The 22,079-nt window shown below is 59.7% G+C and carries 16 protein-coding genes; 13 read left to right on the forward strand and 3 right to left on the reverse strand.

Translation table 11 applies throughout. The annotated features are described in order from the left end of the window. Positions 1-96 precede the first annotated feature (96 nt). From BK665_RS00375 to BK665_RS00395, 5 genes are all read left to right on the forward strand, one after another. Positions 97-1,860 (forward strand): protein-disulfide reductase DsbD, encoded by a 1,764-nt coding sequence (locus tag BK665_RS00375; RefSeq protein ID WP_123402344.1) that lies wholly within the window; start codon positions 97-99, stop codon positions 1,858-1,860. A 131-nt stretch (positions 1,861-1,991) separates the two neighbouring features. Then, a complete protein-coding gene (gene aroQ / locus BK665_RS00380; RefSeq protein ID WP_007994226.1) occupies positions 1,992-2,444 on the forward strand; it encodes a type II 3-dehydroquinate dehydratase in 453 nt (150 codons plus the stop codon). A gap of 48 nt (positions 2,445-2,492) precedes the next feature. Then, positions 2,493-2,954 (forward strand): acetyl-CoA carboxylase biotin carboxyl carrier protein, encoded by a 462-nt coding sequence (gene accB, locus BK665_RS00385; RefSeq protein WP_054044024.1) that lies wholly within the window; start codon positions 2,493-2,495, stop codon positions 2,952-2,954. Positions 2,955-2,971: 17 nt separating this feature from the next. Continuing rightward, complete coding sequence (gene accC, locus BK665_RS00390; RefSeq protein ID WP_054044025.1) at positions 2,972-4,327, forward strand: acetyl-CoA carboxylase biotin carboxylase subunit; 1,356 nt, start codon at positions 2,972-2,974, stop codon at positions 4,325-4,327. Positions 4,328-4,473: 146 nt separating this feature from the next. After that, entirely contained in the window at positions 4,474-6,021 is a 1,548-nt protein-coding gene (locus tag BK665_RS00395) for an RNA/DNA-binding domain-containing protein (RefSeq protein ID WP_123402345.1), read from the forward strand. A 78-nt stretch (positions 6,022-6,099) separates the two neighbouring features. On the opposite strand, the gene BK665_RS00400 is transcribed toward BK665_RS00395, so the two are convergent. Then, entirely contained in the window at positions 6,100-9,723 is a 3,624-nt protein-coding gene (locus tag BK665_RS00400; RefSeq protein ID WP_123402346.1) for a hypothetical protein, read from the reverse strand. Between the two features lie 272 nt (positions 9,724-9,995). On the opposite strand from BK665_RS00400, the gene prmA reads away from it, so the two are divergent. The 8 genes from prmA (at position 9,996) to tspR (ending at position 20,303) form a co-directional block, all read left to right on the forward strand. After that, positions 9,996-10,874, forward strand: a complete 879-nt coding sequence (gene prmA / locus BK665_RS00405) for a 50S ribosomal protein L11 methyltransferase (RefSeq protein ID WP_123402347.1) — start codon at positions 9,996-9,998, stop codon at positions 10,872-10,874. Positions 10,875-10,904: 30 nt separating this feature from the next. Next, on the forward strand, positions 10,905-12,119 hold the full coding sequence (locus BK665_RS00410; protein WP_123402348.1) for a DUF3426 domain-containing protein: 1,215 nt from the start codon (positions 10,905-10,907) through the stop codon (positions 12,117-12,119). Positions 12,120-12,304: 185 nt separating this feature from the next. Continuing rightward, positions 12,305-13,315, forward strand: coding sequence for a tRNA dihydrouridine synthase DusB (gene dusB, locus BK665_RS00415; RefSeq protein ID WP_123402349.1), 1,011 nt, complete (start codon positions 12,305-12,307; stop codon positions 13,313-13,315). After that, positions 13,312-13,632, forward strand: coding sequence for a DNA-binding transcriptional regulator Fis (fis, locus tag BK665_RS00420; protein ID WP_007907419.1), 321 nt, complete (start codon positions 13,312-13,314; stop codon positions 13,630-13,632). The genes dusB and fis overlap by 4 nt, the downstream gene beginning before the upstream one ends. An 81-nt stretch (positions 13,633-13,713) precedes the next feature. Continuing rightward, positions 13,714-15,321, forward strand: coding sequence for a bifunctional phosphoribosylaminoimidazolecarboxamide formyltransferase/IMP cyclohydrolase (gene purH / locus BK665_RS00425; RefSeq protein ID WP_123402350.1), 1,608 nt, complete (start codon positions 13,714-13,716; stop codon positions 15,319-15,321). Positions 15,322-15,469: 148 nt separating this feature from the next. Next, the gene (gene purD, locus BK665_RS00430) at positions 15,470-16,765 is read left to right on the forward strand and encodes a phosphoribosylamine--glycine ligase (RefSeq protein ID WP_123402351.1); all 1,296 of its coding nucleotides are present in this window, start codon (positions 15,470-15,472) and stop codon (positions 16,763-16,765) included. Between the two features lie 99 nt (positions 16,766-16,864). Next, positions 16,865-19,642, forward strand: coding sequence for a hybrid sensor histidine kinase/response regulator (locus BK665_RS00435; protein WP_123402352.1), 2,778 nt, complete (start codon positions 16,865-16,867; stop codon positions 19,640-19,642). 64 nt (positions 19,643-19,706) lie between these two features. Next, positions 19,707-20,303, forward strand: a complete 597-nt coding sequence (tspR, locus tag BK665_RS00440; RefSeq protein WP_123402353.1) for a type III secretion system genes modulator TspR — start codon at positions 19,707-19,709, stop codon at positions 20,301-20,303. 69 nt (positions 20,304-20,372) lie between these two features. Here tspR and BK665_RS00445 read toward each other — a convergent pair whose 3' ends face one another. Together BK665_RS00445 and BK665_RS00450 are read right to left on the reverse strand one after the other, a co-directional pair. Continuing rightward, entirely contained in the window at positions 20,373-21,059 is a 687-nt protein-coding gene (locus BK665_RS00445) for a hypothetical protein (protein ID WP_123402354.1), read from the reverse strand. A gap of 58 nt (positions 21,060-21,117) precedes the next feature. Further along, positions 21,118-21,930, reverse strand: coding sequence for a hypothetical protein (locus BK665_RS00450; RefSeq protein ID WP_123402355.1), 813 nt, complete (start codon positions 21,928-21,930; stop codon positions 21,118-21,120). Between the last annotated feature and the right edge of the window lie 149 nt (positions 21,931-22,079).

Genomic DNA, 22,079 nt, shown 5'->3' on the forward strand with positions numbered 1-22,079 from the left:
CGCGAAGACGCCAGAACAAGCAGCATAAAATTCCAGGCCCTGCACACCCGCCGACTGTCCGCTATCATGCCCCCACTTCCGATACGCGAGATTGTCATGCGCCGCTTGCTCTGCCTGTTGCTATTAGTCCTAGCCCTGCCGGCCTCCGCCACCGGGTTGCTGGACAGTCGACCCAGTTCGACCCTGGGCTCGATCAACAACAGCGCCGATTTCCTGCCGGTGCGCGAAGCCTTTCAATTGAGCCTGGTAGAGAGCACGCCGCAATCAATCAAGCTGCGCTTCGTCGCCACCGAGGGGTACTACCTCTATCGTCACCGCTTCCAGTTTCGCGCCGATCCGGTCGATGTCGTGCTCGGCGCGGCGCAACTGCCCGACGGTGAAAAGAAGCACGACGAGTACTTCGGCGATGTCGAGGTCTACCACGGCATTCTGGACGTAGAATTGCCGCGCACCGATCAACGGGCGTTCACCCTGGCGGTGACTTATCAGGGCTGCGCCGATAAAGGCCTGTGTTATCCGCCGGAAACCGAGCGGTTGAGCATTGATGGCAACGGTGCGGTTATCGCCGACAAGTCTGCTCCCACCGTGGCGAACTGGAGCTGGCGCGAACTGGCGCTGTTTTTCCTCGCCGGCCTGGGCCTGACGTTTACCCCGTGTGTGTTGCCGATGCTGCCGATTCTCTCCGGCGTAGTGTTGCGCGGCCAGGTCGGCGGGCTGCGCGGGTTTAATCTGTCCTTGGCGTACGTACTGCCGATGGCGGCGTGTTTCGCCCTGCTCGGCGCGTTGATGGGGATGTTCGGCGCACAACTCAATCTTCAGGCACGCCTGCAATCGGCCTGGGTGCTAGTGCCGTTCGCAATGTTCTTTGCGGTATTTGCGCTGGCGATGTTCGGCGTCTTCGAACTGAAACTGCCGCACTTCATCAGCAGCCGACTGGACCGGATTGCCGGGCGCACCGAAGGCGGCTCGTTGTGGGGTGCCGCGGTGTTGGGCGTGGTTTCCAGCCTGCTGGTTTCACCTTGCGTCTCGGCGCCCCTGGCCGGTGCGTTGCTGTACATCAGCGCCAGCGGCGATGCCTTGGGCGGCGGTTTGAAACTGTTTGTGCTGGGCCTGGGCATGGGCGCGCCACTGTTGCTGGTGGCCACTGGCGGCGCAGCCTGGCTGCCGAAAAGCGGACCGTGGCTGGTTTATGTGAAAAACGCCATTGGCGTGCTGCTGCTGGGGCTGGCGGTGGGATTGCTCAGTCGAGTGTTGCCGGGCCAGATCACCTTGCTGTTGATCGGTTTACTGGCCGGCGGCGTCGGTTTGTTCATGGGCGCACTGGAGTTCGTCTACAAACCTCCTCGAAAACGCCTGGGGCAATTGCTGGGGATGTTCCTGGTGTTTTATGCCCTGGCCTGTTGGTACGGCGCATTCAGCGGCCAGACCGATCCATTCAGTCCCATTGGCCAGCCACGCACTGTCGTAGCCACCGAACAGACGCAAAACACCGGCACCTGGCAAACCGTCACCACCCCTGGCGACCTCGATCGCGTCCTCGCCGAAGCGAAAGCATCGGGCACCCCACTGCTGCTGGACTGGTACGCCGACTGGTGCATCAGCTGCAAAGTGATCGAACACCAAGTGCTGAACGACGCCAAAGTCGTGGAAGGGCTCAAGGGTTATCGCCTGATTCGCTTCGACGTCACCGCCAGCAACGCCGAGCAACGCGCCCTGCTCGACCGCTACACATTGTTCGGCCCTCCGGCGCTGATGTTTTTCGATGAAGACGGCATCGAGCGCACCGATGTGCGGGTAATCGGCGAGATCAATGCAAAAGACTTCGCCGAACGTGTCGACAAAGCGAATGACCGGATTTAATCACTCGGTCATATATTTCGCGCAAACATCGGCCATCGTGCTGGCTATTGCATAGAACTGGACAGTCACAAAGGCTTTGCGGCATAGTCGCCGGGTTCTGACAATTGCACACAGATAACAAGGAACAGCAGATGGCGACGCTACTGGTTCTGCACGGACCCAACCTGAACTTGCTCGGCACCCGTGAACCGGGCACCTACGGCGCTACGACACTGGCGCAGATCAACCAGGACCTGGAACGCCGTGCTCGCGAGGCCGGTCATCATTTGCTGCACCTGCAAAGCAACGCCGAGTACGAATTGATTGACCGCATCCACGCTGCCAGCAGCGAAGGTGTGGACTTCATTCTGATCAATCCAGCAGCTTTTACACACACAAGCGTCGCATTACGTGACGCGCTGCTGGCGGTGAGCATCCCATTCATCGAAGTGCATTTGTCCAACGTGCACAAACGCGAACCTTTCCGCCATCACTCTTACTTCTCCGATGTAGCGGTGGGAGTGATCTGCGGCCTTGGCGCCAGCGGTTATCGACTGGCCCTGGAGGCCGCACTAGAGCAACTTGAAAGACAGGCAACGGCTTGAACAACAAGCGTTGAACGCCCCTGACCGACCCTTGGGAGTTGATGATTCATGGATATCCGTAAAGTTAAGAAACTGATCGAATTGCTGGAAGAGTCCGGCATCGACGAGCTCGAGATCAAGGAAGGCGAAGAGTCCGTACGCATCAGCCGTCACAGCAAGACCCCGGCTCAGCAGTACTACGCTCCAGCGCCAATGCACGCTCCGGCCCCGGCACCTGTTGCCGCCGCTCCGGTGGCTGCCGCCGCCCCTGCTGCTCCGGCCGCACCCGTACTGAACGGCACCGTTGCCCGTTCACCTATGGTCGGCACGTTCTATCGCAAATCTTCCCCGTCCTCGCCATCCTTCGTTGAAGTCGGCCAGACCGTGAAGAAAGGCGACACCCTGTGCATCGTTGAAGCCATGAAGATGATGAACCACATCGAAGCTGAAACCAGCGGTGTGATCGAATCCATCCTCGTCGAAGACGGCCAGCCGGTTGAGTACGACCAACCGCTGTTCACCATCGTTTGAACCGCGGAGAGACTTTGATGACTGCGAAGTTGGAAAAAGTTCTGATCGCCAACCGCGGTGAGATCGCCCTGCGGATCCTGCGTGCCTGCAAAGAGATGGGCATCAAGACCGTCGCCGTGTACTCCACGGCAGACAAAGAGCTGATGCACCTGGGTCTGGCGGACGAATCCGTCTGCATCGGTCCGGCATCGGCTGCAAAGTCTTACCTGCACATTCCGGCAATCATCGCCGCCGCTGAAGTGACCGGCGCTACCGCCATTCACCCAGGCTACGGTTTCCTCGCGGAAAACGCCGATTTCGCCGAACAGGTCGAGAACTCCGGTTTCGCCTTCATTGGCCCGAAAGCCGACACCATTCGCCTGATGGGCGACAAGGTTTCGGCCAAGCACGCCATGATCGCTGCCGGCGTCCCGACTGTTCCGGGCTCCGACGGTCCGCTGCCGGAAGACGAAGAAACTGCCCTGCGCATCGGCCGTGAAGTCGGCTACCCGGTGATCATCAAAGCCGCAGGCGGCGGCGGTGGTCGCGGCATGCGCGTTGTGCATAAAGAAGAAGACCTGATCTCTTCGGCCAAACTGACCCGCTCCGAAGCAGGCGCGGCGTTCGGCAACCCGATGGTCTATCTGGAAAAATTCCTGACCAACCCACGTCACGTGGAAGTCCAGGTTCTTTCCGATGGTCAGGGTCATGCGATCCATCTGGGCGACCGTGATTGCTCGCTGCAACGTCGTCACCAGAAGGTTCTCGAAGAAGCGCCGGCACCGGGCATCGACGAGAAAGCTCGCGCCGAAGTCCTCGCTCGCTGCGTCAAGGCGTGCATCGACATCAACTACCGTGGCGCAGGTACTTTCGAGTTCCTGTATGAAAACGGCGCGTTTTATTTCATCGAAATGAACACCCGCGTTCAGGTTGAGCACCCGGTTTCGGAAATGGTCACCGGCATCGACATCGTCAAGGAGATGCTCAGCATCGCCGCCGGCAACAAGCTGTCGTACACCCAGGAAGACGTTGTCATCCGCGGTCACGCACTTGAATGCCGGATCAACGCGGAAGACCCGAAAACCTTCATGCCAAGCCCAGGCACGGTCAAGCATTTCCACGCTCCAGGCGGCAACGGCGTTCGCGTCGATTCGCACCTGTACAGTGGCTATGCCGTTCCGCCGAACTACGATTCGTTGATCGGCAAGCTGATCACCTACGGCGCAACCCGTGACGAAGCCCTGGCGCGCATGCGCAATGCGCTGGACGAAATCGTTGTCGACGGGATCAAGACCAACATCCCGCTGCACCGCGACCTGGTCCGCGATGAAGGCTTCTGCAAAGGTGGAATCAACATCCACTACCTGGAACACAAGCTGGCTAACCAGCATTAAGATGTGATCCAGACCAACAAAGCCGCTTTCGAGCGGCTTTGTTGTTTCTGGAGGTTTCATCCAATTTAACTGTCAGTTATTCGTCTGTCGGGGCTGGCTATAATCGCCCCCTAATCAACGCAACGTTGACGAACCAGAGCCTGCCTATGTCTGAAAAACTGCCCATCAATCTCAACGACCTCCTACGCCAGCGGACCGTCGAGAGCGAGCGAATCGAATACAAAACGGGGTGGAATCCTGACCCGATCATTCGCACGCTCTGCGCCTTCGCCAATGACTTTGAAAATCTGGGCGGCGGCTATGTGGTGATTGGGCAAGATTGTGACGCCGACGGCCAGCCGATCTTCCCTCCCCAGGGGCTGACTGATCAGGTGCTCGACAAAATCCAGCTCGAACTGCTGGCAGCTTGCCAATCGATTCAACCTGCCTATTTTCCAGTTCTGAGCGTGGAAGAAGTAGAAGGCCGCAAACTGATCGTCTTGTGGGCCCCGGGCGGGCAGAATCGCCCGTACAAAGCCCCGGCTGCGGTGACAGCCAAGCACCGGAGCCTGCACTACTACATCCGCCGCTACACCAGCACAGTTGAAGCCAAGGGCGAAATAGAACAGGAACTATTGAGCCTGGCTGCCAAGGTGCCTTTCGATGACCGCTTCCATCAGAGCGCGCGTATCGGCGACCTGTCCAAAGCGCTGATGCAAACTTTCCTGCAAGAAATTGGCAGTGCCCTCGCGCAAGATGCTGACAACCTGTCTATAGAGGCATTGGGCCGGCAAATGAATGTGGTGGGCGGCCCAACCGAATCTCCGTGGCCCAAAAATGTGGGCCTGATGTTCTTCAATAACGCCCCGGACCGATTCTTTCCCGGCACGCAGATAGATGTGCTGTGGTTTCCTGAAGGCGCTGGTGGCGACCGCTTTGACGAAAAAATCTTCAAAGGCCCTCTGGCGACCATAACCCGCGAAGCCCTGGCCTACATCCAACGTAATTACTTGCATCAAACGATTATCAAACACCCGGACAGTGCCGAGGCGACAAGAGTCTGGAATTTCCCCTATGCAGCGATTGAAGAAGCGTTAGTCAACGCGGTGTATCACCGGTCCTATGAGGAACGCGAACCGATCGAGGTCCGCATCAGCCATGAGGAACTGGTGATTTTGAGCTTCCCCGGACCCGATCGCTCAATCCGCCTGGAAGACTTACGAACCGGTCGCGCCGTGAGCCGCCGTTACCGCAACCGGCGAATTGGTGAGTTCCTGAAAGAGCTGGACCTGACCGAGGGCCGTTCGACCGGGATTCCGAAAATACTTAAGGTCATGGCTGCCAACGGCTCGCCCGCGCCGCTATTTGAAACCGACGACGACAGGATTTCATATGTCGTGCGGCTGCCCGCACACCCTCAATCACAGAGCACTGATACAACGAACATGGAAGTCACCATGGAAGTCACCATGGAAGTCGCCATGGAAGTCGCTGCTTTGCTGAAGGTGATCGACGGCGAAATGAGCAGACAGGAGCTTCAAGCTTCTATGAGCCTGAAAAACGCCGACCACTTCCGCAAGGCCTACATACTGCCGGCCATTGCTGCCGGGGTCATTGAAATGACGCTCCCAGAACAACCTAACAGTCGATTACAACGCTATCGCGTGACGAACAAAGGACTGCAATGGCTCAAAGCCAAAAATCCAGGGAGTTAACATCAAGATGTGAGCCAGACCAACAAAGCCGCTTTCGAGCGGCTTTGTTGTTTCTGCCTTGCGAGTTATCCCTGCGGGTTACACCGCCATAGCCTCATGGACCGCCATGCTCTTGAGATAGTCGGCCCAGGGGTCGCGCCCCTTGATCGCATCCTCCAGACTTATCGCGTTACCTGCCGATGCACGCAGCCCCAGGCTCGCGGCGAACAGCGTGTTACTGAGGACCTCTATGGCGAGTCTGCGGATGCGGAATGAGGTCATGGTTTGCGGCACGCTCAGGAGACTGGCATCCGCCGCAGCCTGGTCGAGTACGGGGCTGATCTGGCCAAATTTTTCCAGGATGACGGTTGAGGTCGCGTCAGGCGTGGGCATTTCCCCCTGGTCATAAGCGACCCAGTCGAGGGGCAATGGTGTTGGCAGACTTTGCGTAGCCGTGCCCCCAGTCACCGTTTCGCCATTCACCGATAGCAGCCGGGCATTCAAGTCCGTGCGCTCGACGACGGTCATTTGCCGTGGGAAAAACTCGTAGGCGCAATCGGCATAGGCCGGGTGCTGGCACAGCACCAGGACGCCAAAACGCCCTTTCGTGACGGTCCCCGCTACCGACTGACCGACCAAGAACAGCGTCAACGCTCCATATTCCAGGCGTTTGCGCTGACTCAGGGACATCAACGACACGCTGTATTGGAGCGCCCGCACGTAGGTCGTCCACAACTCGCTGTCTCGAGCGATGAAACCCTGGCCATAGCTCCGGTTGACGTCACCCAGCAAATGGAAACGCTGGGCCATGACCGAGAAATCGAGGGCCTCGAGCGTGGAGTGCCAACGGTTTGAATCCGAGACCAATTGCCCGGCCAGGTGCAAGTCGACGCAAGAAACCCGCTCGACGTTTTGCTCCTGCGCCGTCCCGGTCACTCGCTCGTCGTTCGACGTTTCCGACTGTCGCGCCAAGACCTTCATTTCCAACCGCTCATTCCCCGGGAACACCCGCATCAGATCCGCCAGGGCCGATTCCCGGCGCGTGGCGTCAACCCGATGAAGCGCTGCAATCGCCGATTGAAGCCCATCGAACTGCGTCAACAGGGCGGCTTTCGCCGTGGAGAACTCCGCCGGCGTAAACACCTCGCCGTTATTCGGCAGCAGACCGTTGGCCCTCGCCCAGTCAATCACCGGGCCGGAAAACTCTCTCAAGCTCCAGTATCCCGGCTTGATCGCTCTCAGCCGCTCGCCGCTCATGATGTTTTCGAACGACAATCGGCGGGACGAACCCGGGTATTTCCCTTCCAGATAGGCGACACAGTGCTTGAAGTGCACCCAGACCTGGCTGGTCATGTAGGCGATCTGCTCGGGGATATCGCGCACCAGGAACTCCGGGGCCACGCCACTGAGCAGCAGATGCGCCGCCAGCGGTGCGGTTTCGGCGCTCAACCGGTGATTAGCCACCAGCCTGGTCTCGATGATCGCCAGCAGATTGGCGTAGCTGTCCGCCCAGAATTGCTCGTCGGCCAGGTTGATCCCGGCGATTGTGTTCCTGTTCTGCCCCGCCTGCGGATCAAGGCTGAGGATCGCTGCCGCCAGCACCAGCGAGTGACGGCCGGCTCGGGTGACTGCATTGCGGGCCTGGTCCCCTTGCCAGGTCACGGCGCGGGTCAACCTGTCAGCCAGTTGCTGCGCCCGTGGGCAAGCGAGCATCTGCGAAATCAAGAGATCGGCCCCGGCCCGCACGCTCTCGCGGGACTTACCACTGACTGGCTTCTGTGCCAGGTAGTCGAATAACGAGCCATTGATCCCGGACATGAATTGCACGACGGCATCGCGCACCTGCTGGCGTTGCGCCGCTGAAAGCACCACGGTGACCTCGGCCCTCTTCAGCGCCGCCCAGTAATACAGCGACGTACCGATCCGGGGCATGAAATGCTCAGGCTCTTCGATGATCTGCAAGCGGCGCGACAACAACGGCGACGATACCGAGGCGAACGTGCCGCCCAGGGCATTCCAATACTCCTGCGCCGATTGCGGGCGCAACGGCACCGCGCGCAGACGCAGCGCCATGATCCGGGCATCTTCAGCCGTGACGGGCGGTGCGAGGCTGTAAAACTTCAGCATCTGTTCCAGGGTGACATCGCCGTTGGAGCGCAGGGCGCCGCCCAATCGCGCAGCGATCAAGGTGAGGGACTGGAACTTGCCTGCAAGCACCGCGCTTGCCTTCACAACGTTGTCCAGATCTATCCAGGTCCCGTCCAGCTTGCGGGCACCGACATAGCCGGAACCGTTCACCAGCACATGCCCGGCGGGATCGATCTGCCGGGTCGTCATCAGCTGTTTGAACTCATCGAGCGCCATGACCGCCAACAGCTCGGTCTTGCCCACTTCGGTCAGTTCCGACAGCGGAGAATCAGGATCGATGTAGGCATTGAGCCCCGCCGTGGAAACCGCCGCGGCATCCGCTTGGGCGCCGCTCAAGACTTGCAGCTTATAGCCCATCAGGTAGCGGTTATTGAGCAAGCCGATGTAACGCCGATGCCTGAGCAGTGCCGCAGCGGAATGGGCCGACGCATGGACGTAGGGTGTCAACGAATCCGGTGCCTGCCTCAGGGTGGCGGCGAGCACACGGACCTCGGTGGCATTCGCCGGTGTTTCTCGCTCGTAGGCCCTCAGTACATTGGCCAGGCTGAAACAGCCATCGGAGTGAACGTCCGAACCGAGTTTTTCCGCCTGCGCCGCCAGCTCAAGTAAATCGCGGGCCACCTCGGGCGCCGCGAGCCTCTCGGCAGCCACGGCTTGCGGAACGGAAAAACGGTCAATCTCCATCAGGGCCCGGTCGACCCGGGAAAAATAGTACCCGGTGGGCGCGGTCATTCTGCCGACATTCAATTTGATGCTCAGGCCTTGCAGCAAACGCAGCGCCGAATTCATCGTTTGCGCGAGCATCGAACCGGAGTCCAGCTTGATGCGCCGTCGATAGGTTTCCAGAAAGTCGTACTCTTCGCTGCTCTCGGACTGATCCTGCAGCGCCCTTTCCAACTCGCTGGCCAGCTTCGCGCAGTCCTTGAGCTGTTCCGCCTGCTCCACCGAGACAGAGGTAGAAATATGGCCACTGCTGTCGATCACGGGAAACCCCGACAGCCGTCGTAACTCATCCACCAGCACATGGGCCTGGGGGCGATTGGCCGGCAGCGGATAACCGTGGAACGCCAGGGTCGCGCCCAAGGAAAACGCCTGGCTGGAGGCTGTGGACGGGTCCCGCAGACCAAACGGGTCGATGCCGGCCGGGTCGATGATCTGTGCGACGGCATTGATGGGGCCGGCCACCTGCCACCAACCGGAATCATCGTGCAACGCCATGACCCGTGGGGTCGTGACACCCGCGTCAACGGCGTTCACATACAAGGTGCCGCCCTGTACCCGCAGGCTCTTGAGGTCCAGATGATGCTGCGCTGCCCAGGTCACGAATTCCGTGTGCTGGATAGCCTTGAGGTAAACATCCAGCCATTGCCACAACATGCAGTGCGCCGGAAGTGCAAAGGTGTCGGGCATTTCATAGCGCAAGGTGTCCCGGCGAATGGCGCCGGACAGGCTGTCGATCAGCGCTTCGATGAGCGCCCGATCCCCCGCGTCGCCCTTGACTTGAATGTCCGCCAGCCGAATCGAATCAAGGTCTTTGCCGGCCACCTGACCCCGGATAAATAGATGTTCTTCCATGAATAACCTACTGCTGCTTGGCAGCCCCAGACAGTGGGGAACCCCTGAGCCCAATAATCCATTTGCGGGAAAATGTTACATAGAGGCCCTTTCCGCCAGAGCGGCGAGGTAATTCCCTGAAACAAGTAGGGCGCTGGACCTCAGCCTGTGGGAACAAGGCCTTGGGCCTTTGATCACAGCAATCCGGTCGTCTTCTGCCCCGCGCTCGCGTAAACTTGCGCGCTTCTCGCAGCCCGCTAGGCTGCAATCAATATTTTTCAAAGGTGCCCGCCATGCCTTGGCTGCAAGTCCGTCTCGCCATCAGCCCAGAACAAGCCGAAACCTACGAAGACGCGTTCCTTGAAGTGGGCGCCGTGTCGGTGACCTTCATGGACGCCGAAGACCAGCCGATCTTCGAACCGGAACTCAACACCACGCCGCTGTGGTCGCACACCCATCTGCTGGCCCTGTTCGAGGACGGCACCGAAGCCGCCAGCGTCCTGGCCCATATGGAACTGCTGACCGGCGGCCCGCTGCCCGAGCATCACAGCGAAATCATCGAAGACCAGGACTGGGAACGCAGCTGGATGGATGGCTTCCAGCCAATGCGTTTCGGTGAGCGCCTGTGGATCGTCCCGAGCTGGCACGCCGCTCCTGAGCCAGACGCCGTGAATCTGCTGCTGGACCCGGGCCTGGCGTTCGGCACCGGCACCCACCCGACCACCGCGCTGTGCCTGGAATGGCTCGACGGCCAGGACCTGAAGGACTGCAACGTGCTGGACTTTGGCTGCGGCTCGGGGATCCTGGCCATCGCCGCCCTGCTGCTGGGCGCCAATGAAGCCGTCGGCACCGACATCGACGTGCAAGCCCTGGAAGCCTCCCGCGACAACGCCGGGCGCAACAACATTGCCGAAGCACTCTTCCCGCTGTACCTGCCGCAAGATCTGCCGCAGGTTCAGGCCGACGTATTGGTCGCCAATATCCTGGCCGGGCCGCTGGTGTCCCTGGCGCCGCAATTGTCCAGCCTGGTCAAATCCGGCGGTCGCCTGGCGTTGTCCGGCATCCTCGCCGAACAAGGTGAGGAAGTGGCAAAGGCCTATGCCCAGGACTTCGATCTGGACCCGATTGCCAATCGCGATGGCTGGGTGCGCATCACTGGCCGTCGGCGCTAGAATGAGCGCCTGCATAATCCGGATCGCCGCATGACCGACAGCTTCGTCACCCAGTGCCCGCATTGCCAAACCAGCTTCCGCGTCAGCCATGCTCAATTGAGCGTGGCCCGTGGGGTGGTTCGCTGTGGCTCCTGCTTGCAGGTGTTCAACGCCGCCAAGCAACTGCTTGAGCAACGGGCCGGCAAAGAAGCCGTCAAACCGGTGGCCCCGGCCATCGTCGAGCCGCCGGTACGGGCCATCAGCCAAAAGCAGTGGTCCGCCACCGAGATGGATCTGGACAGCCTCGACCTGGACCAGGAACTCGCCCGGCTCGAACAGCGGGAAATCCAGCCGACCACGGAGTTTGGCCGGCACCGCGAAAACGGCCTCAGCGCGCGCCGCGACTCTGTCGAGCATGACGATGAACCCTGGTCCGACAGCCTCTTCAGCGAATCGGCGGCTGATCGCGCCCAGGCCGTCGAAGCCGACCAGCGGGAAACGCAGGCAGATCCGGGCAAGCACTCGCGCACTGAACCTTCGTTCTCGCTGGAACCGGTTGAGCTGGACGACGAGCCCCAGGTGCCGCAACTGCGCCTGAATGATCCACTCGACATGCCCCTGCACCATGATCGTCTGTCGGCCACCGATATCACTGACGACGACCGGCCCCCGATTGCTCCCTTGCGCAAGCGACACGAACGCAGCGAGGCGACCGAACGTGACGAAGCCTTGCTCGACCTGACCGACGACCCGCTGCAACTCGATTGGCAGAAGCGTCGCTCGCCCTGGGGCCGACGGTTTTTCTGGCTGGTGCTGATCCTGCTGGGGGCCGCCGGCCTCGCTGGCCAGTACGTGGCCTATCATTTCGACGAACTGGCGCGCCAGGACCAATACCGTCCGTGGTTCCAGCAACTGTGCCCGCAAATCGGCTGCACGGTGCCGTCCAAGGTCGACATCGCCAAGGTCAAAAGCAGCAACCTGGTGGTGCGCAGTCACCCGGATTTCAGCGGCGCGCTGGTGGTGGATGCCATCATCTATAACCGCGCAGCGTTCTCCCAACCCTTCCCGCTGTTGGAACTGCGCTTCGCCGACCTCAACGGCCACCTGATCGCCAGTCGTCGCTTCAAACCCGGCGAGTATCTGAACGGTGACCTCGAAGGCATGGCGGAGATGCCACCACAGACGCCGATCCACATCGCGCTGGACATCCTCGATCCAGGCCCTAAAGCGGTGAACTACAGCCTGAGCTTCCATTCGCCCGAGTGAAACGCTTCAGTGCTCAGGGATTGACGGCGGATTTCTGACTGCCCCCGCTCGGACCAAACCGCTGGCGATAACAGAATAACTGTTCAGATTTTGTTCAATTCAGCCTTTATCCAGTCATCGAGAGCGGGTATCATGCCAACCCTTTTTCGAACTCTAATGATCCGGCCCCACAACAGGGAAGTCCTATGTCGGCGGTACGCATCGGTCCATATATATTGCACAACGGCTTGATCCTCGCCCCAATGGCGGGGGTCACCGACCAGCCCTTTCGTCAGCTATGCAAGCGACTGGGCGCAGGGCTTGTAGTCTCGGAAATGGTCACCAGCGACATGAGCTTGTGGAACACCCGCAAATCGCGGATGCGCATGATCCACGAAGGTGATCCCGAGCCACGCTCGGTACAGATCGCCGGTGGCGATGCGCAAATGCTGGCGGACGCGGCCCGGGCCAACGTGGAACTGGGCGCACAGATTATTGATATCAACATGGGCTGTCCGGCGAAGAAGGTCTGCAACAAGGCCGCCGGTTCCGCGCTGTTGAAAGATGAAGCACTGGTGACCGAGATCCTGCAGGCCGTGGTGGCTGCGGTGGATGTGCCGGTCACGCTGAAGATCCGCACGGGCTGGGACCGGGATAACAAGAACGGCCTGACCGTGGCGAAGATCGCCGAACAGGCAGGCATCACGGCGTTGGCGGTCCATGGCCGCACCCGGGCCGACCTCTACACCGGCGAGGCCGAGTACGACACCATCGCCGCGATCAAGCAGGCGGTGTCGATCCCGGTCTTCGCCAATGGCGACATCGATTCACCCGAGAAGGCCCGGTACGTGCTCGATGCGACCGGTGCCGATGGCCTGTTGATAGGCCGGGCCGCCCAGGGGCGGCCATGGATTTTTCGTGAGATCGACCATTTTCTGCGTACCGGCGAAAAACTCCCGGCACCGGAGTTGATCGAGGTGGAACGTATTCTGCTTGAGCATCTGGCCGCGCTTCACGCCTTCTATGGAGACGTGATGGGCGTACGCATCGCTCGCAAGCATGTGGGCTGGTATCTCGCAACCCTGCCGGGCGCCAGGGAGTTCCGCGCCCACTTCAATCGTTTGGATGGTACGGAAACACAATGCGCCAACGTCCGGGAGTTCTTCGCCGAACGTTACAAGAGCCTGACAGGGGACGGAGAAGGGGTGGCCGCATGACGATGATGACCGAGACTTTAGTGAGTGGAACAACACCCGTGAGCGACAACGTGAATTTGAAACAGCACCTCAATACGCCGAGCGAAGAAGGTCAGACCCTTCGCGGGAGTGTCGAGAAGGCGCTGCACAATTATTTCGCCCACCTTGAAGGCGCTGCCGTCACGGATGTGTACAACCTGGTGCTCTCCGAAGTCGAGGCTCCCCTGCTCGAATGCGTGATGAACTACGTCAAGGGCAACCAGACCAAGGCCAGCGAGCTGCTCGGGCTGAACCGAGGCACGCTGCGCAAGAAACTCAAGCAGTACGATTTGCTGTAAGCATTCAATCAAACCAGAAAGGCGCCCGCGTAAAACCGGTCGCCTTTTTTGCTGACTCCTTTGCTTTTGATGGAAATTGAAATGACCGACCAGACTACCCGCCTGCCGATCCGCCGCGCCTTGATCAGCGTCTCCGACAAGACCGGGATCCTCGAATTCGCCAAGGAGCTTGAAGCCCTGGGTGTCGAGATCCTCTCCACCGGCGGGACGTTCAAGCTGCTGCGCGACAACGGTGTTGCCGCAGTGGAAGTCGCGGATTACACCGGTTTCGCGGAAATGATGGACGGTCGGGTCAAGACCCTGCACCCGAAAATCCACGGCGGGATCCTTGGTCGTCGCGGTATCGACGACGCGATCATGAACGAGCACGGCATCAAGCCGATCGACCTGGTTGCGGTCAACCTGTACCCGTTCGAAGCCACCATCAACAAGCCAGGCTGCGACCTGCCGACCGCCATCGAGAACATCGACATCGGCGGCCCGACCATGGTCCGTTCGGCAGCCAAAAACCATAAAGACGTGGCCATCGTGGTGAATGCCAGCGACTACGCCAACGTCCTGGAAAGCCTCAAGGCCGGCGGCCTGACCTACGCTCAGCGTTTCGACCTGATGCTCAAGGCTTTCGAACACACCGCGGCCTACGACGGCATGATCGCCAACTACATGGGCACCGTGAACCAGGCCGCTGAAACACTCAGCACCGAAGGTCGCAGCGAATTCCCGCGCACCTTCAACAGCCAGTTCGTCAAGGCTCAGGAAATGCGTTACGGCGAGAACCCGCACCAGAGCGCAGCGTTCTACGTGGAAGCCAAGCCTGCCGAAGTCGGCATCGCCACCGCGACCCAACTGCAAGGCAAAGAGCTGTCGTACAACAACGTGGCCGACACCGACGCCGCGCTGGAATGTGTAAAGAGCTTCGTCAAGCCAGCCTGCGTGATCGTCAAGCACGCCAACCCGTGCGGCGTTGCGGTCAGCCCGGACGCTGAAGGCGGCATCCGCCAGGCTTACGAACTGGCCTACGCCACCGACACCGAGTCGGCGTTCGGCGGCATCATCGCCTTCAACCGCGAGCTGGATGCTGAAACCGCCAAGGCTATCGTCGAGCGTCAATTCGTCGAAGTGATCATCGCGCCATCCGTCAGCGCAGAAGCCCGCGCCATCGTCGCCGCCAAAGCCAACGTGCGCCTGCTGGCCTGCGGCGAGTGGTCGGCTGATCGCGCCGCTGCCTGGGACTACAAGCGCGTCAATGGCGGTTTGCTGGTACAGAGCCGCGACGTCGGCATGATCAGCGCCGATGACCTGAAAGTCGTGACCAAGCGTGCCCCGACCGAACAGGAAATCAACGACCTGATCTTCGCCTGGAAAGTCGCCAAGTACGTTAAATCCAACGCCATCGTCTATGCCAAGAACCGCCAGACCATCGGTGTCGGTGCCGGCCAGATGAGCCGCGTGAACTCCGCTCGTATCGCCGCGATCAAGGCTGAACACGCCGGTTTGCAAGTGGCAGGCTCGGTGATGGCCTCCGACGCGTTCTTCCCGTTCCGCGACGGCCTGGACAATGCGGCCAAGGTCGGCATCACCGCAGTGATCCAGCCGGGCGGCTCGATGCGTGATGCGGAAGTGATTGCCGCGGCTGACGAAGCCGGCATCGCCATGGTCTTCACCGGCATGCGCCACTTCCGTCACTGAGTCAACTTGATCGAAATGTGGGAGCGGGCTTGCTCGCGAAAGCGGTCTTTCAGTCACATTGATGCTGGATGCGCCGCCGTCTTCGCGAGCAAGCCCGCTCCCACATAAAGCGCTACTGCAGCGCCTTACAGAATTTGAGGTTTTTGAAATGAATGTTTTGATCATTGGCAGCGGTGGCCGTGAACACGCCCTGGCCTGGAAAGTGGCTCAGGATCCGCGTGTGCAGAAGGTTTTCGTGGCTCCGGGCAACGCCGGCACCGCCATCGAAGCCAAGTGCGAGAACGTCGCCATCGACGTGCTGGCCCTTGAGCAACTGGCCGATTTCGCCGAAAAGAACGTATCCCTGACGATCGTTGGCCCTGAAGTCCCGCTGGTGGCCGGCGTTGTCGATCTGTTCCGCTCCCGTGGCCTGGATTGCTTCGGCCCGACCGCTGGCGCTGCCCAGCTGGAAGGTTCGAAAGCGTTCACCAAGGATTTCCTGGCGCGCCACAAGATCCCGACCGCTGACTACCAGAACTTCACCGAGATCGAGCCGGCCCTGGCTTATCTGCGTGAAAAAGGCGCACCGATCGTGATCAAGGCCGATGGCCTGGCCGCCGGTAAAGGCGTAATCGTCGCCATGACCCTGACTGAAGCCGAAGACGCCGTGCGCGACATGCTCGCCGGCAACGCTTTTGGCGACGCCGGTTCCCGTGTCGTAATCGAAGAATTCCTCGATGGCGAAGAAGCCAGCTTCATCGTCATGGTCGACGGCAAGAACGTACTGCCGATGGCCACCAGCCAGGACCACAAACGCGTCGGCGACGGCGACACCGGCCCGAACACCGGCGGCATGGGTGCCTACTCCCCTGCCCCGGTCGTGACCGCCGAAGTGCATCAACGCGTGATGGACCTGGTGATCTGGCCAACCGTGCGCGGCATGGCTGACGAAGGCAATGTCTACACCGGTTTCCTCTACGCCGGCCTGATGATCGACAAAGCCGGTAACCCAAAAGTCATCGAGTTCAACTGCCGGTTCGGCGACCCTGAGACCCAACCGGTGATGCTGCGTTTGCAGTCGAGCCTGGTATTGCTGGTCGAAGCGGCCCTGGCGCAAGCCCTGGACAAAGTTGAAGCGCAATGGGACCCACGTCCGAGCGTCGGCATCGTATTGGCAGCGGGCGGCTATCCTGGCGACTACGCTAAAGGCGTGGCGATCAACGGTCTGGATGCAGCGGCGGCATTGGAAGGTAAAGTCTTCCACGCCGGTACTGCGCTCAAGGACGGTCAGGTGGTGACGGCCGGTGGTCGGGTGCTGTGCGCCACGGCCATGGGCGCCAGCGTTGATGCTGCACAGCAGCAGGCTTACAAGCTGGCGGCGAAGATCGACTGGGAAGGCAGCTTCTATCGCAAGGACATTGGCTACCGTGCCATTGCCCGCGAGCGTGGCGAAAATCAGGAATAGGCCAGCCATTCGGCCAGGCAAGGGCTCGGGGCCCTTGCCGGACTATTCCAGCGCCGCGCATAGTTATATTCTGGCATCAACCTACGAAGGGATTTCGCCGTGCGCTGGCTCAGGATTGCCATAGGTCTTACCGTCACTCTGTTGACCTTGCTCTGCATGCTCCCGGCCCAGGCCGCGCAAGGCAGTGGCTGGTCGGTATTGCTCGACGAACAGGGCGACCTGGCGTTGAGCGACATCCGTTCCGCACGTTTCACCAATCAATTCAGCCCCATCGAACTCGACCGCCTCACCGCAGCCGAGCCCGATGGTGCGTTATGGCTGCGTTTCCGCCTGGCCCCTGGCAAGCATGAACAACTGCTGCGGGTGTTCGCCCCGGACCTGTCGCACCTCAATCTGTATGTGCTGGACGGCGACAAGCTGGTCGAGCAACTGAACACCGGCACCCAACAGCCCCAGGCTGATCGGCCGTTGCCCAGCAGCGATTTCATGTTGCCGCTGCCGCAAAGCGACAAAACCCTCGACGTTTACCTGCGACTGGTGTCCGAACACCAATTGCGGCCTTACATCACCCTGCAATCGGCGGTGATGACCGCAGCCAACCAGAACCTCACGCTGATCTACGGCCTGCTGTTCGGCTGCATCGCGATGCTGATCCTGCACAACATCGTGCGGTACGCCTACACCCGCTCGCGCAGTAGCCTGTGGTTGGCGGCGTGCGAGTTCCTGCTGATGCTCAGCTTGATCCTGCTGCTGAACCTGGTCGGGCCGTGGCTGCCGAACTGGCACGCGATCCAGACACCCGGCGCTTACCTCGCCCTGTTGCTGACGGCGCCCTGCGGGCTGATGTTCGCCTACCGCTTCTTCGCGCCGCTGGGTCCGCATCCGCTGAACAAACTGCTGCTCGGGGACATCCTGTTCACCGTGGTCAGCGGGTTGCTCCTGTTGTTCGTCAACACCCTGCCGCTGAACATCATCACCTATGCCCTGGTCGCCCTCGCCGGCCTGAGCATGTTGTTCGTCAGCGCCTTTCACTGGCAAAAGGGCTATCGCCCGGCGCGGCTGTTCGTGGCGGCGATGGTGGTGTTCAACATCGGCGCGTTAATTATCCTCCCGGCACTGCTGGGGCTGACCCTGATAGCGCCGCAAGGCCTGATCATCACCCTGCTGGCCTTCATCTGCATCAGCGGCCTGTTGATGAGCATTGCCCTGGGCGAACGCCAGCGCAGCATCACCGAAGACCGTTTCAGCGTCAGTCGCGACTTGGCTGCCAGCAATGCCGAGATCAACGCCAAGGCCGAATTCCTGGCCAAGATCAGCCACGAAATCCGCACGCCGATGAATGGCGTGCTGGGCATGACCGAGTTGCTGCTGGGCACACCGTTGTCGGTCAAACAGCGGGATTACGTGCAGACCATCCACAGCGCCGGCAATGAATTGCTGACCCTGATCAACGAGATTCTCGACATTTCCAAGCTCGAATCCGGGCAGATCGAACTGGACGACGTGCAGTTCGACCTCAATGCCCTGATCGAAGATTGCCTGAGTATTTTCCGGGCCAAGGCCGAACAGCAGAACGTCGAGCTGATCAGCTTTATCCAGCCGCAAGTGCCACGGGTGATCAGCGGCGACCCGACGCGCCTGCGCCAGACCCTGCTGAGCCTGCTGGAAAACGCTCTGAAGAAAACCGACGAAGGCGAGATTCTGATCGTCGTCGCCCTCGACGAACGCAGCGCCAAACCGCGCCTGCGCATCGCCGTGCAGGACAGCGGCGTGCCGATGGAAGCCGAAGAGCGCGATGCACTGATGCACGCCGAGTTGCACAGCAAGCACTTCCTCTCGGCCACGCGCCTGGGCGGCAATTTGGGGCTGGTGATCGCCCGACAACTGATTCGCCTGATGCAAGGGGAGTTCGGGATCAAGAGCGGCGCCAACCAGGGCAGCACCTTGTGGCTGACCTTGCCGCTGGACCCTGATCGCCTCGAACACCCGACCTCCGACCTCGACAGCCCATTGCAAGGCGCACGGGTGCTGGTGGTGGACGACAACGACACCTGCCGCAAAGTGCTGGTGCAGCAATGCAGCGCCTGGGGCCTGAATGTCAGTGCCGTGCCGTCCGGCAAAGAGGCATTGGCGTTGCTGCGCACCAAGGCGCATCTGCGTGATTATTTCGACGTGGTCCTGCTGGACCAGAACATGCCCGGCATGACCGGCATGCAACTGGCGGCCAAGATCAAGGAAGACCCGAGCCTCAACCACGACATCCTGTTGATCATGCTCACCGGCATCAGCAATGCGCCGAGCAAGATCATCGCCCGCAACTCGGGGATCAAGCGCATCCTCGCCAAACCGGTGGCCGGCTACACCCTCAAGACCACCCTGGCGGACGAGCTGAACCAGCGCAACAAAGGCCTGGCCGTGTCCCATCACCTGCCCGCCGGCCCGCCCCTGCCGGTCAAGGTGCCGAGCGATTTCAGGATCCTGGTGGCCGAAGACAACAGCATCTCGACCAAAGTCATTCGCGGCATGCTGGGCAAGCTCAACCTGCAACCGGACACCGCCAGCAACGGCGAGGAAGCCTTGCAGGCGATGAAGGCCCAGCGCTACGACCTGGTACTGATGGACTGCGAAATGCCGATCCTCGACGGTTTCTCCGCCACCCAGCAGTTGCGGGCGTGGGAAGTCGGTAACCAGCGGATTCGCACCCCCGTGGTGGCGCTGACCGCGCATATCCTCGCCGAGCACAAAGAGCGTGCGCGCCAGGCCGGCATGGACGGGCACATGGCCAAACCGGTGGAGTTGTCGCAGTTGCGCGAATTGATCGAGCACTGGGTCGCCGAGCGCGATCAGCAGAACCGGGTCACGACGCCAGCGTCCTGAGCCGACAGACGCCATGGCGCCTGATAGACTCCGCCTCGACTTCCCTCGCCAGTGAGCTAGCACCATGCTCCATGTGTTGTTCAGTGTTTACCTGAAGATGCTGGTGCTCTACAGCCCGTTCTTCGTGTTGTCCTGTTTTATCAGCCTGACCCGTGGTTATTCGCGCAAGGAGCAACGTCGCCTGGCCTGGAAAGTGGCGCTCGCCACCCTGGTGTCCAGCGTCCTGCTGTACTTGTTCGGGCGGGTAATATTCAGCGTGTTCGGCATTACCGTGGATGCGTTTCGCATCGGCGCCGGCAGCGTGCTGTTCATCTCGGCATTGGGCATGGCCCAGGGCAAGGCCGTGGTGCAGACCGACAATGTGCAGCAGGACGTGACCATTGTGCCGCTGACCATCCCGCTGACTGTCGGCCCCGGCACCATCGGTGCGCTGCTGGTGATGGGCGTAAGCCAGCCGCATTGGGATGACAAGCTCACCGCGATTCTCAGCATTGCCTTGGCCAGTTTCACCGTTGGGGTGGTGCTTTATTTGTCCAACCACATCGAGCGGATTCTTGGTGATCAGGGCTTGCAGATTGTCAGCCGACTGATGGGGTTGTTTGTGTGCGCATTGGCGGCGCAGATTATTTTTACCGGGGTGAAGGGTTACCTGGTGCCGTAGACGTTTTGTCTGACGCTGGCACCTCGCCTCGTTGGGCGCCTTGACCGGTCGCGAGCGGTGTAGAAGAGATCAATGCAGTTCCACAATCTCGTCTTCGCGCCGCGTACCGAGTATCGACAGCACCGTTGATCGGGAGAAATCTTCGTACTCATCAGTTAGCTGGGCCTGAAAGCACGATAGATGAACGCTGCCCCTGATCCGGTCAGCCATAAACTGTTGACTCATAAAGTTTGAGCTCAACGGCTCGGCGACTGCAAAGCTAATCCTGAGCATCTTCAACGTCGCGGTTTCGTCGACAAGGCCAACTTGCAGCCGGATTCGGGTCAGGCCCTGGCTATCCGTTGACTCGCTCGTTCCAATCACCGGTTCCACAGCGTGCCGCGTCAGAACTTGCAGGCTCGTGCAGTTTGAAGCACCAGTGGAAAGAGATTGCAGGGCCGGATGTATTAACGCTATTTGCTCACGCGAAAAAAAACGTTCCAACGCGTTGTCGATCACACTGGCAACCGATACGTGGCCTTCTCGCCCTAATGTATAAACATCCCCCGCCGTTCCCAAAACATTAAAATGCAGCCGGCGCAGCAATATTGAATACACTTCGCACCACAGGTCAAAGTCTTTAAATTCCGGATGCTTATTAGTTGACGCCAACTGCATGTAAAGCGTAGATGCCGTAACGTCATCACGCTGCGAACTTCCCAGCACTGGAGACAAAACCAAAACACTGCCGCCACTGACATAACGGTGACTGTCCATATCTTTAATTTCCTCTTGGAAAAAAAGCCAAGCGCGTTAACGCTTGGCTTCCAAAAAATTACTTGATGCCGAACTCCAGTTCCAGCGCCTGGTCTGCGGCTTCAAAGAACGCATTGGCTGCCGCTTCTTTTTTGGATGTGTAGTCATCTTCATAAATAGTAAAAGTGGCTTTACCTTGGTACACCTGTGCCCCGGCATGCATTTTGTCGAAGAAGACTATTTTTTTATTACCGGCGTCAGAGAAATAGGAAGTTGTTCCCAGTGCGGCCCAGACATCTTCTCCGGCGTCCTGTGCCACGGTCATTACCCCCATCGAGGCGCCATAGGCTTTCTGGCCGTTTTTCTCATACAACTTCAACGCTTCCGGGCTCTTCGCCAAGCCTTCGATCGTCTTGTTCGCGACCGCTTTCAAGACAGCAGCGGTGGTGCCGGCCGCGCCACCAATGGCTGCCTGAACAATATCGAGAACAATATTGCTCATGCTAAGACCACTGTATTCGGACTCATAACCCGTGTAAGACGCGTTCATTTTGGTCCACCCCATCGCCCTCATACCCAGGACGTAGTGTTCCCAGCGCAGAACCTGCTGGTCTTTTTTTGGATATTTGATTTCAGCGGAAAGGTCCGCAAAAAACTGAGTCCGCTTGATAATGGTCTTGTAACGGCGACTCATACCTTCGGGAAAACCAATCAAAGTTGTATTAGAAATGGCCGCATTCAATTTATCTCGATCAATCGGCAAATCCACTGCCGCACGCATTGTTTGACGGGGCGCCAATGCCTGGATAACCGGCATGCAAGTTTCCATGCAGTCTTCGATAAATGCCAGACTTTCGGCTTCAGTCATTTTTACATCAGGTACATTATTCATAATCAAAGTTCCTTTTAGATAGATATGAGCCAACTCCGGCTCGACGAGAAAATTAACGCACCCCGCGCTTCAACTTCAACTTAACAAGAAGAACAAAACATTTCAAAAACAAAGTATAAGCAACTAACAAGTGATCAAAAACACTGTCA

This window comes from Pseudomonas frederiksbergensis (assembly GCF_003732665.1).
GTDB classification, from domain to species: domain Bacteria; phylum Pseudomonadota; class Gammaproteobacteria; order Pseudomonadales; family Pseudomonadaceae; genus Aquipseudomonas; species Aquipseudomonas frederiksbergensis_G.